At 64.7% G+C, this 12,207-nt stretch carries 10 protein-coding genes; 8 read left to right on the top strand and 2 right to left on the bottom strand.

Annotated elements, in window-relative coordinates:
* From AX702_RS20765 to AX702_RS20800, 8 genes are all read left to right on the top strand, one after another.
* Positions 1–1,129 (top strand): mechanosensitive ion channel family protein (locus tag AX702_RS20765; protein ID WP_156455618.1); only part of this gene is annotated, 1,129 nt, incomplete at its 5' end.
* Positions 1,130–1,173: 44 nt separating this feature from the next.
* Positions 1,174–2,460 (top strand): glycoside hydrolase family 130 protein, encoded by a 1,287-nt coding sequence (locus tag AX702_RS20770; protein WP_082746406.1) that lies wholly within the window; start codon positions 1,174–1,176, stop codon positions 2,458–2,460.
* A 142-nt stretch (positions 2,461–2,602) separates the two neighbouring features.
* Positions 2,603–3,361 (top strand): exonuclease domain-containing protein, encoded by a 759-nt coding sequence (locus tag AX702_RS20775; RefSeq protein ID WP_066782263.1) that lies wholly within the window; start codon positions 2,603–2,605, stop codon positions 3,359–3,361.
* Between the two features lie 58 nt (positions 3,362–3,419).
* Positions 3,420–4,931, top strand: a complete 1,512-nt coding sequence (locus tag AX702_RS20780) for a sensor histidine kinase (protein ID WP_066782255.1) — start codon at positions 3,420–3,422, stop codon at positions 4,929–4,931.
* Position 4,932: 1 nt separating this feature from the next.
* Positions 4,933–5,376 carry a response regulator gene (locus tag AX702_RS20785; protein ID WP_066782256.1) on the top strand — a complete coding sequence of 148 codons (444 nt, stop codon included), beginning with the start codon at positions 4,933–4,935 and terminating at the stop codon, positions 5,374–5,376.
* Between the two features lie 85 nt (positions 5,377–5,461).
* Positions 5,462–6,487: a sensor histidine kinase gene (locus AX702_RS20790; RefSeq protein WP_066782257.1), complete on the top strand. Its 1,026-nt coding sequence runs from the start codon at positions 5,462–5,464 to the stop codon at positions 6,485–6,487.
* Positions 6,488–6,573: 86 nt separating this feature from the next.
* On the top strand, positions 6,574–7,680 hold the full coding sequence (locus AX702_RS20795) for an S-(hydroxymethyl)glutathione dehydrogenase/class III alcohol dehydrogenase (protein WP_066782258.1): 1,107 nt from the start codon (positions 6,574–6,576) through the stop codon (positions 7,678–7,680).
* Between the two features lie 107 nt (positions 7,681–7,787).
* Positions 7,788–8,171 carry a VOC family protein gene (locus AX702_RS20800; RefSeq protein ID WP_066782259.1) on the top strand — a complete coding sequence of 128 codons (384 nt, stop codon included), beginning with the start codon at positions 7,788–7,790 and terminating at the stop codon, positions 8,169–8,171.
* Positions 8,172–8,238: 67 nt separating this feature from the next.
* Here AX702_RS20800 and pgmG read toward each other — a convergent pair whose 3' ends face one another.
* Together pgmG and AX702_RS20810 are read right to left on the bottom strand one after the other, a co-directional pair.
* Positions 8,239–9,606, bottom strand: coding sequence for a phosphoglucomutase/phosphomannomutase PgmG (gene pgmG, locus AX702_RS20805; RefSeq protein WP_066782260.1), 1,368 nt, complete (start codon positions 9,604–9,606; stop codon positions 8,239–8,241).
* 68 nt (positions 9,607–9,674) lie between these two features.
* Entirely contained in the window at positions 9,675–12,170 is a 2,496-nt protein-coding gene (locus AX702_RS20810) for an ABC transporter permease (protein WP_066782261.1), read from the bottom strand.
* Between the last annotated feature and the right edge of the window lie 37 nt (positions 12,171–12,207).

A 12,207-nucleotide genomic window follows, 5' to 3' on the forward strand; every position in this document is an offset into this window, starting at 1 on the left:
GGCCACCACCGCCGCGACGAGCGCGCCAACTGCCGAGATCACCGGGGTCAACGTCGGCGGCGCGCCGGTGGAGGATTGGGGGTTGCTGATCGGCGCCGCGATCCTGAGCTTCGTTGTGCTGCGCCTGCTGTCGACCGCCGTACTCGCCGTGATGCGACGGAGTATCTCGGACCCCGACGCCAACGGCTTTTACCGCTTTTTCCATGCCGCATTGCCGCCGTTCAGCCTCTTCTTGGCGGTAATCGCCTTTTACGGCTGGGCGGAGAAGGTGGAGGTCGCGATCGTCGCGCGGCAGACGCTGCTGCGCTATGCCGGCGGGGTCGCAGCGATCGCGCTTGTCTGGTTCGGCCTCAGATTGGTGGACGCGATCGCGGACGTCGCGATCGCCCGTGCGCATCGCGGGTCGCGGCGCCAGGCAGTGTCGGTCGTCAGCCTGCTGCGCCGTGCGGCCAAGATCCTGCTGCTGGTGTTCAGCGTCGTGGCCGTGCTCGACACGTTTGGGATTGACGTGACGACGGGGATTGCCGCGCTCGGCATCGGCGGTATCGCGCTGGCGCTCGGCGCGCAGAAGACGGTCGAAAACCTGGTCGGCAGCGTCACCGTCATTGCCGATCGTCCGGTGCAGGTGGGTGATTTCTGCCGCGTGGGCGATGTGGTTGGCACGGTGGAGGATGTCGGCATCCGATCCACCCGCATCCGCACCAATGACCGCACGGTTGTCACCATTCCCAATGGCGACTTTTCCTCGCGCCAGATCGAGAATTTCGCGAAGCGCGACCGCTTCCTCTTCGCGCCGACGATCGGCATCGAATATAGCAACGCTGCCGACAAGGTGCGCGAGGCCGTCGCCATCATCGAAAAGGTACTGCAAAGCCATGACAAGGTGCTGCAGGATGGTCCGCGCGCACGCTTCACCGCCTTCGGTGAAAGCTCGCTGGATATCGAGGTCTTCTCCTACATCAATGTCAGCGACTTCGGCGAAAGCACGATCGTTCGGCAGGAATTGCTGCTGTCGATCTATGAGGGGCTGACCGCCGCCGGGATCGGCATCGCCTTTCCCACTCGCACCGTCTTCCTGGCCAGTGTCGATGCGCCTGAGGCATCCTCAGGCCCGGTTGATCGTTCATGAGCGGCCTCTACCTCCGACAACACTCCCAACAAGGGCTCGACCTGATGGAAGCAGCGGACGTCTTCACCACGCTGGAGATCGAACTCAAACCCGATCCCTCGCGCACCGTGATCCGCCCGTTCAGCTTCGCCTATCCCGAACCGTTCGGCAACGATCGGCCCAAACGGATGCAGCAGGTTGCCGACCGGCTGTTGTCGCTCGACAAGCCCATGCGCCAGCGGATGCGCAACCTGATCGAAAAGCCGATGCATGAGCGCCATCGAAATGCCGACGCGACGTTCCTGCGCCGTTTCGACGATGTTGCCGGCGACCTCCAATTGCCGGGGCAGCTGGACGAGACGGACCGGCTGCTGATCGGCGCCTATTTCAGCCAGGAATATGCGTTCGAATCCGCGGCCTTGTTCAACCCCAGCATCATCCGTCTGCCCGACGCCGACATAGAGGATGACGAACTGCCCTTCCTCCTCTCGCTGCGCGGGATCGGGGAAGGACATATCTCGTCCGTCACCTTCCGCACTGGCCGGTGGAATGGCGGCAACACGATCGTCGTCGATGCCGCCAGCGAGCACGGCATGCCGCCCCGCCTCGACAAGGAACTGGACGGCTGGATGCGTTTGCTCTGCACCGACAGCGCGGACGTATCGGAAACCGTGCTGTTCCCCGTGCTGCCCAGCCAGCGATCAGGGATCGAGGACCTGAGGCTGGTCAACTTCACCGACGACGACGGCACGCAGAGCGTGATCGGCACTTATACGGCGTTCGACGGCATGACGGCGCGTGCCGAGCTGCTGCGCGGCATCGACATGCGCACGGTGGAGATGCGCGCGCTGACCGGCAAGATGGCCGGGTACAAGGGCATGGCGCTCTTTCCGCGGCGGATTGACGGGCAGTTCGTGATGCTCGGGCGGCAGGACAACGAGAATATCTGGCTGCTGCGGTCTGACAGGCTGGAGCAATGGGACAGCGGCGAGCGGATCATGGGGCCCAGATATCCCTGGGAATTCGTTCAGATGGGCAATTGCGGCTCACCGATCGAAATCGACGAGGGCTGGCTCGTCTTCACCCACGGCGTTGGCCTGGTGCGCGGCTATTGTGTGGGGGCCTGCCTGCTGGACAAGGCCGATCCCTGCAAGGTGCTGGCCCGAACGCCCTCCCCGCTCCTGTTCCCCAGCGCGGAGCAGCGCGGCGGCTATGTTCCCAATGTCACCTACAGCTGCGGTGCGCTGCTCCATCATCGGCGCATCCTGCTGCCTTATGCCATCGGAGACGAATTTAGCGCCTTCGCGGTCGGCAGTGTCGATGACCTGCTTTCGGTGATGGCGCCCGCCTAAGCGGCGCGGGCAGACATGATCGCGTCACCGGGGTGCAAATGGGTCCGATGACGAGGCGGGAGCGTCCGGGCCGGTTAAGCTCTGCACGCGAACTTGTAACCCAATGGATGACAGCGCCGCCGCCAGCCCCCACATGGGGCGCATGCGTCGCCAACCAAGCATCATCCGCGTCATCGACCTAGAGACCACTGGCAACGCCCCGCCCCAGCATGGGGTTTGCGAAATCGGATGGCAGGATGTCGCCCTGGGGGCGGACGGCCGCTGGGAGCTGTATGGCGAGGGCGGGCAGCGGCTGGTCAATCCGGGCCGGTCGATGCCGCCGATCACGCAGGCGATCCATCATATCCGTGATGAGGACGTGGCCGATGCACCTTGGTGGCACGACGTCGCCCGCAACGTCCTTGATCCTTATCCCCGCCGCGTGGCGCTTGCCGCTCATCGCGCGGATTTCGAACAGCAATTCTGCACCCCCGCGCTTACCCATGGCGCGGAGTGGATTTGCACCTGGAAGTGCGCGCTGCGGCTGTGGCCCGATTCTCCCAGCTTCTCGAACCAGGTGCTGCGCTATTGGCGTAAGCCGGCAGGGCTGGATCACGAGCGGGGTCTGCCAGCCCACCGCGCCTTTCCGGACGCCTATGTCACGGCCCATCATCTGCGCGACCAGCTGAACGAGGCTAGCGTCGCGCAATTGCTCGAATGGTCGAGCATTCCGGCCCTTCTGCCGCGCGTGCGCTTCGGCCCCGATCGGGGCAAGCCGTGGAACGAGATCGAGGAAGAAAGCCTCGTCAAGTTTCTGACCGATCGCGATCCCGACGTGCGGTTCACCGCCGAAACGGAGCTGGCGCGTCGCCGTGGCGGCGGGTTGGTCGGCCGCATGAGCGCGCAGGAACTGCTACTTTGACTCAGGTCAAGGCAGCACCTCTGGCGTTTTTCCCGATCCGCTCCTAGACGCAGCAGCGATGGCCGGGGAACGGGGGCAAAGCTTCGCTGCGGGCGAAGGCAAGATTGGGCGCGTGCTGATTGGCTTCATGGCCATCGGCTTTCTCGCGCTGATCGCGGCTGGCATCGCCGCTGCCTGGGTGACGGGCGAGTTGGCGCGGCACAGCCAGGCCGTGTCCCATACCTATGAAGTCGAGCTGGCGATCGCCGACACACGGCGGCTGATCGAGCAGGGCGAGACGACACGGCGCGGCTTCCTGCTTTCGCCCGAGACGACCAGCTTTCTTGATTCCTATACCGATGCGGCAAACGCCTTGCCCCGCTTCGCCAAGAAGCTGCGCCAGCTCACCTACGACAATCCCCGCCAGCAATCGAACGTTCGCAAGTTGGAACAGCAGTTGCGGGAACTGGTGGCGCTGCGCACGCGAAGCGTCGAGCTCATCGTCGACGGCAGGATCTCGGAAGCCAATGAGCTCTTCCAGGCGGAACTGAGCAGCACACGACTGGGCAACATCCGCAAGATCTTCGACGCCATGGCCCGCGAGGAGCGCAAGCTGCTGGCCAGCCGCGACGCGCAGCAGGAACGCAGCCTCAACCTGTTCTACACCGTGCTGGCGGTCGCGGGTATATTGCTGGTCGCCGTCGCGCTGGCATCACTGCTGGTCGTGGTGCGCTACACCACCGACCTCGCGCAATCGCGCGAACAGCTTCAGCAGCTGAACGAAAGCCTCGAAGCGATCGTCGTGGATCGGACGGCGGACCTGTCACGCGCCAATGACGAGATCCAGAGATTTGCCTATATCGTGAGCCACGACCTTCGTTCACCACTGGTGAACGTGATGGGGTTCACCGCTGAACTGGAAGCCGCAACGGCCGCGCTGCGCGAGATGGTTCAGCAGGTGCAACAGGACGCGCCCGATCTTCTTACCGAGGATGCGCGCCTGGCAGCGCAAGAGGATCTGCCCGAGGCGATTGGTTTCATCCGCACCTCCACGCAGAAGATGGACCGGCTGATCAACGCCATCCTTGCCCTGTCGCGGCAAGGCCGCCGCGTGCTTGCACCCGAGCTGCTCGACCTCACTCGCATGGTCGATCAGATCCGCGACTCCATGGCCCACCGGCTTGACGAGACCGGCGCCAGCATCGAGGTGGACGGCACCTTGCCGCGGCTGGTCAGCGACCGGGTGGCAATCGAACAGATCCTTTCCAACCTGATCGAGAATGCGGTGAAATACCGGCATCCCGATCGGCCCGTCGAGGTACAGGTCAGCGGCGGCACGGCTGGCGACCGGGTGTGGATCACCGTATCCGATAATGGCCGCGGTATCGATCCGCGGGATCATGAACGCGTGTTTGACCTGTTCCGCCGTTCGGGTGCGCAGGACCAGCCCGGCGAAGGGATTGGCCTGGCCCATGTGCGCGCCCTCGCCTATCGCCTCGGCGGTACGATTACCTTGCGCTCGGCGCTTGGCGAAGGGGCAACCTTCCGCTTATCGCTTCCGCCGACGCTGAGCCTGCAGGAAAAGTCTTGAGATGAACGCACATCAATCCGTCAGCATCGTGATGATCGAGGATGACGAAGGTCACGCCCGCCTCATCGAGAAGAATATTCGTCGCGCAGGCATTCTGAACGACATCAAGCACTTCCTCGACGGGACAAGCGCGCTCGACTACCTTTTCAACGCGCCCGAAGGCCCGATGCTGAACGGCCCCGCGCTGGTGCTGCTCGATCTCAACCTGCCGGACATGAGCGGGACGGACATTCTGGCGAAGATCAAGCAGTCGGAAGGGCCGGTGAAGCGCACGCCCGTTGTGGTGCTCACCACCACGGACGACAGCCGCGAGATCCAGCGCTGCTACGATCTGGGCGCCAACGTCTACATCACCAAGCCGGTGAACTATGAGAGCTTCGCGCAGGCGATCCGCCAGCTGGGTCTGTTCCTGTCCGTCATCCAGGTTCCCGACATCGAGGGATGAGCCAGGTCGTGGCCCTGATCGCATCATCGCTTGAGGCGACGGTTCACGCACGCGTGGTCCGGTGCGATCCGGTCATGGTGGCCTGATGGATCGCATCCTCTACATCGACGATGATGAAGGCATTCGGCGCCTGGCCTCGCGCGCGCTCGCGCGCCGGGGCTGGGATGTCACCACCGCGGAAGGCGGCGAGCTCGGCGTGCGCATCGCCGCTGAGCAGAAGTTCAATCTGGTCGCCGTCGATCATTACATGCCGGGGATCGACGGGCTGGAAACGCTCGCCCGATTGCGCGAGCTGCCCGATCCGCCGAGCGTCGTCTATGTCACCGGATCGGAGGAACAGCGGGTCGCGGTTGCCGCCCTGCGCGCCGGTGCATCGGACTATGTCGTCAAATCGGTGGGCGACGATTTCTTCGACCTGCTCGACGCATCCTTTCGCGCCGTGGTCTCCCATGCGCAGCTTGAGAAGCAGAAATCGGCGGCCGAGGAGTCGCTCCGCGTGTCCAACGCGCGGCTCGAGGCTTTGCTTGCCGAGGTCAATCACCGCGTCGCCAATTCGCTGCAGCTCGTGTCGGCCATGGTGCGGCTTCAGGCTGGCGCGCTCAGCGATCCAGGCGCCCGTGCCGCGCTGGAGGACACGCAGCGTCGGATCAGCGCCATCGCACAGGTGCACCGCCGCCTCTACACGGGCGGCGACGTGGAGCATGTCGACATGCGCGAGTATCTCGGCACTCTGGTTGATGAACTGGCGGAAACCTGGTCGACGGTTGATCGCCCGCGCGCGCTCCGGCTGGTGGCGGACGCGATCCGGCTGCCCACGGACCGCGCGGTCTCGCTGGGTGTCATCGTCACTGAACTGGTGAGCAACGCCTGCAAATACGCCTATCCCGCCGGAAGCGGCGAGGTGCGCGTCGCACTGCATCGGGAAGGCGAAGACGTGTTCCTGCTGGCGGTGGAAGATGATGGCGTCGGCATGTCCGGCGGCATCTCGCCGGGGGGCACGGGCGTCGGCACGAAGCTGATCCGCGCCATGGCGCAGAGCCTCCAGTCGAACGTCGAATATGATCCCGCGCACCGCGGCACCCGCGCCATTCTGCGTGCCGCCCTGGCCTGATCGCAACGCCCGCCGCTTTCGTAGCGGTGATGAAAATCGCTGCGTTTCAGCCTAGAAGGCCGGCCAGCCCAATTGAGGAGCCCGCAATGAAGACCCGTGCCGCCGTCGCGTTCGAAGCGAAAAAGCCGCTGGAGATCGTCGAGCTCGACCTCGAAGGGCCGAAGGCCGGCGAGGTGCTGGTCGAGATCATGGCGACCGGCATCTGCCACACGGACGCCTATACCCTTGACGGCCTTGATTCCGAGGGCATCTTCCCGTCGATCCTGGGCCATGAAGGCTGCGGCATCGTGCGCGAGGTGGGGCCGGGCGTGACAAGCGTCGCGCCGGATGATCACGTCATCCCGCTCTACACGCCCGAATGCCGCCAGTGTAAATCGTGCCTCAGCCAGAAGACCAATCTGTGCACCGCCATCCGCGCAACTCAGGGCAAGGGGCTGATGCCGGACGGCACCAGCCGCTTCAGCTACAAGGGTCAGCAGATCTTCCACTACATGGGCTGCTCGACCTTCTCGAACTTCACCGTTCTGCCGGAAATCGCAGTGGCGAAGATCCGCACCGACGCGCCGTTTGACACAAGCTGCTACATCGGTTGCGGCGTCACCACCGGTGTTGGCGCGGTAGTGAACACCGCCAAGATGGAGCCGGGCGCGACGGTGATCGTGTTCGGACTGGGCGGCATCGGCCTCAACGTGATTCAGGGCGCCAAATTCGCCGGCGCGGGGCGGATCGTTGGCGTGGACATCAACCCGGACCGGGAGGAATGGGGCCGCAAGTTCGGCATGACCGACTTTGTGAACCCCAAGAATGTCAGTGACATCGTGCAGCATCTGATCGCGATGACCGACGGCGGCGGCGATTATACCTTTGACTGCACGGGCAATACCGTCGTCATGCGCCAGGCGCTGGAAAGCGCGCATCGCGGCTGGGGCGAATCGATCGTCATCGGTGTGGCGGAGGCCGGAAAAGAGATCGCCACGCGCCCGTTTCAGCTGGTGACGGGTCGGGTCTGGAAAGGCTCGGCCTTTGGCGGCGCACGCGGCCGCACGGACGTGCCCAAGATCGTCGACTGGTACATGAACGGTCTGATCCAGATCGATCCGATGATCACGCACCGGCTGACGCTTGACGAAATCAACAAGGGTTTTGACCTGATGCATGCGGGCGAGAGCATCCGCAGCGTGGTGGTTTACTGATCCCTCCCGCGGGTCAGAGAAGCGGGCGGAAGCGTGAAATGCAGCCGCCCCTCGACTCCTGCCCCGCCGGTGGGCATGACACTCCCCTAGTCTAGGGGAGAGGACCAATGTTCAGCCACGTCATGGTTGGATCGAACGATATCGCGCGTTCGCGTAAATTCTACGATGCCCTGTTCGGCTCGCTGGGTGGAAACCCCGCGATCGAGGACGACAAGGGTCGCCTGATCTACATGCTGAACGGCGGGCTGTTCCTGGTGACCAAGCCGATTGACGGCGAAGCGGCCACCCACGCCAATGGCGGCACGATCGGTTTCGCCATGTCCGGGCCCGAGCAGGCGGACGCCTGGCACAAGGCGGGCGTTGCGAATGGCGGCGAGGCGATTGAGGATGCACCGGGCGTGCGCTCGGCCGGGTTCGGCAACCTGTACCTCGCCTATCTCCGCGATCCGGACGGCAACAAGCTGTGCGCCATGCACCGGATGCCGTCCTGACATCGTGATCCGCTAACATCGACGCCGGCTCGCCATATTCCACGGCGGCTGGCGTTCTACCTTCTGTTCATCCGCTGCGTGTCACGCCGCTGAGCGCCAGCTGCGCATCGATCGTGGCAATCAGCCGGTCGAGCGCTGCTTGGTCACGCGCCTCGGCGCGGGCGGTGAGCATGGATTGCGTGTTGGACGCGCGCAGCAGCCACCAGCCATCTGCCGTCGTGACGCGGGCGCCATCGGTGCGATCGACCCTCGCGCCATCCGCGGCGAGCCGCGCCAGCACTTCCTGCACCACCTCTTCGCGCCGCGCCTCCTCCACCGGGAAGCGCAGCTCGGGCGTGGCCACCACATCGGGAAAGGCATCGCGCATCGCAGCCAGCGTCCTGCCGCCGCCACCGATGGCGCGGATCAGCTGTATCGCGGCGTAGAGCGCGTCGTCATGGCCGCCCAATTCGCCGAAGAAGATATGCCCGCTCATCTCGCCGGCGATCGGGGCGCCGACCTCGTGCATCATGGTCTTGATGTTGCTGTGGCCGCTTTTCCACATCACTGGCCGGCCGCCGAGCTCCGCGATCCGATCGAAAAGCGTGGCGCTCGCCTTCACGTCAGCGACGATCGCCGCGCCCGGCTGGCGGCGCAGCACCGGCTCCGCCAGGATCGCAAGCAATTGATCCACCGCGATCACCCGCCCTTCCCCGTCCACCGCGCCGATGCGATCGCCATCGCCATCGAAAGCCACACCGAAATCAAGCTTTTCGCGGGCGACGAGCGCCTTCAAATCGGCAAGGTTCGCCTCTTCGGTAGGATCGGGATGATGGTTGGGGAAATTGCCGTCTACCTCGGTGAACAGCAGGTGATGCTCACCCGGCAGGAGCTGGACGAGGCGCTCGATCGCCGGACCGGCGGCACCATTGCCCGCGTCCCATCCGATGCGCAGCGGGTGGAGGCGATCCCCCGCGATCAGGCGCGCGACATAGTCGGCGAGCATCTCGACATCGCTGACGCCCCCAGCCCCGCTCTCCACCTCGCCCTGCTCCGAGAGCGCCGCAAGCGCCATGATGTCTGATCCGAAGAACGGGCGATGGCCAAGCACCATCTTGAAGCCATTGTCGTCGCGCGGATTGTGGCTGCCCGTCACCTGAACACCGCCGTCCACCTCCAGGTGGCGCTCCGCGTGGTAGAGCATCGGTGAGGGGCCGACACCGATGCGGATCACGTCCGCCCCGGCGGCGCGCAGCCCCTCGACCAAGGCCGCTTCCAGCATAAGCGAGGAGAGCCGCCCATCGCGCCCGACGACAACGCGGGTACCGCCGCTCCGGCGAACGATCGAGCCGAAGGCGCGCCCGATCGCCGTTGCATCCGGCGCGTTCAACGTCCGGCCGACGGTGCCGCGAATGTCATATTCACGCAGGATGGACGAGGGAAGCCGATGCCGCATTCCTTTTGCTTACGCGCCCTGCGACACCCTCGTCACCCCCTGAGCATTCGCCCGTGCGGCGCGCGGCCCTACTCGTACCGCAGTGCCCGTATCGGATTGGCACGCGCGACCTTGAAGGCGTGGCCGGCGATCGTCACCACCGCGATCGTCAGCGCCAGAACCCCCGCCAGCAGGAACGGCAGGGGCGTCAACGCCATGCGCGTGTCAAAGCTGTTCAGCCAATCGCGCATCACCCACCAGGCGACCGGCCAGGCAATAAGGTTGGCGACCAGCACCGGACGGCTGAACTGCCACACGAGCAGGCGAACGATGTCGAGCGTCCGCGCGCCCAGCACCTTGCGGATGCCGATCTCCTTGGTGCGGCGTTCGGCGGTGAAGGCGGCGAGCCCGAACAGCCCGAGGCAGGCGATCACGACGGCCAGGATCGCGAAGCCGGCGAAGATCTGCGCGCGGCGTGCCTCGGCCTTGTAGAGGTCCTCCACGATCGCCTCACTGAACTGCGCCTCGAACGGCACGTCGCTGACCGCCTGCTTCCAGACCTGCTCGACGCTGGCGCGAACGGTGGCTGGATCGCCATCGTAGCGGATCACCATATGGGTTGTGCCTTCTCGCGTGCCCAGGAACACGATCGGGTCCAGCGGCTCACGTACCGAGCGGAAGCGCGAATCCTTCACCACGCCGACGACGGTGATCGGCATTTCCCCGACCTCCGGCCCCATGCCGAGCCGGAAGGTCTTGCCGATGATCTCTTGCGGCGTGCGCGCGCCGAGCTTGCGTGCGGCATATTCATTGATCACGACATTGGACCCGCGCGCCACCAGCGCCCGTGTTTCCTCCGGCGTCTCGGGGAAGGAAAGCGTTTGGTCGTCCATCGGGCGGGCGGGGTCGAACCAGCGGCCGGCGACGACCTCCAGCCCCATGGCATCGCGGAACCCTGTATCGACGCGGTAGCGGCCGAGGGACACCGGCTCTGACCGGCCGGGCACGAGCACGCCGGTGTTGCTGTTGTTCATGGTGGCAACGCCGATGTCCGTTCGGCCGACCGCGACGACCCCTGGCACGCGCCGCATGCGCTCGGCCAGTTGCTCGCCCCGGCCGATCAGCTGGTATCGGCTGAGATTCTCGACCTGCAGGATATGATCGCGCTTGTACCCTGGATCAACCGACCGTGCGTATACCGTCTGGCCGTAGACAATGGCGGTGCAGATGATGAGGGCGATCGATATCGCGAACTGCCCCACGACGAGGATGCTGCGCAGCCGCCCGCTGCCCGGCGTTTCCGCCGAGGACTTGTTCGCCTTCAGCACGCTCGCCGGCTGGAACCGCGACAGGAAGAAAGCCGGGTAAAGCCCGCCAAGCAGACCGACGATCACCACCAGCGCCAGGGCGGGAAGCAGCATTCCGCTACCGCCGAAATAGTCAAAGGTGAGATCGGCATCGAGGAAGCTCGCGAAGGGTCGGATCAGCAGCTCCCCCAGTGCCAGCGCGATGACCACGGCGATCAGCGCGACCAGCAGGGATTCGCCGACGAACTGCGCGATCAGCTGCTTGCGCGTGGCGCCCAATACCTTGCGCAGCGCCACTTCGCGCGCGCGCTGGCCCGCCCTCGCGGTCGCCAGGTTGGTGAAGTTCACCACCGCCATGCTGAGGATCAGCACAGCGATCACGGCAAAGGTGGCGATGGTGCTGCGATCATTGCCCGGCGTCAGCGATCCGGACTGCGCCTTGCCAAGGTGCACATCGGCGATCGGCACCAGCTTCCAATCAGCGTCATCGCCCTGGTTGAAGCGATTGCCGCCGAAATTCTCATCCGGAATATTGCGCTTTTCCCAGGCGGGCATCTGCGCATTGATGGCGCCAACGTCGCTGCCGGGCTTCAGCTTCACATAGACCCAGCCGGACTGGCAGCCCCAGCAGGTCAGAAACTCCCGCTCCTGCGCGAAGTAGGACGGGAAATCGCGCCGGACCACGGCATTGATCTTCAGATGCGAATTCTTGGGCAGGTCGGCGATTACCGCGTTGATGCGGTAATCATAGGTCTTGCCCTTCTGGATCAGGCTGATCGTGCGGCCCACCACGTCATCGGTGCCGAACTGCCGCACGGCCTCCGATCGGGTGAGGATGGCAGTATCCGGCGCGTTGAGCGCGCCCTTTGATCCCCGGAGTACCGGCAGGTCGACTACCGATAGCAGATCGCCATTGGAGACGAGGTAATTCTTCGCCGTCGTGACCTGCCCGTCCTTCACGATCGTCGGGCTGCCGGCGAGAAGATAGACGGTGCTCTCCACCTGCGGAAAATCCTTCCGCATCCGCTCTTCGGCAACATAGCTGGCCATCTGGAGGAAGAACGGCGGTCCGTCGCGCGGATCGGCATACCAGGTCTGGAGCTGATAAGTGTTCTCGCCCCCCGGCACCCAGCGATCGAAGCTGGTTTCATAGCGGATGAAGGCGAGGATCAGCAGGCACGCCGCCATGCCGATCGCCAGACCCAAGAGGTTGATGATCGAATACACGCGGTTCTTGGCCAGCGCATTGATCGCAACGGTAAAATAGTTTCGCCACATGGCGGGCGCCTCCTAGGCGGATCGGGCGGGCTGAAGG

Source organism: Sphingomonas sp. CCH5-D11, assembly GCF_001557395.1.
GTDB lineage: Bacteria > Pseudomonadota > Alphaproteobacteria > Sphingomonadales > Sphingomonadaceae > Sphingomonas.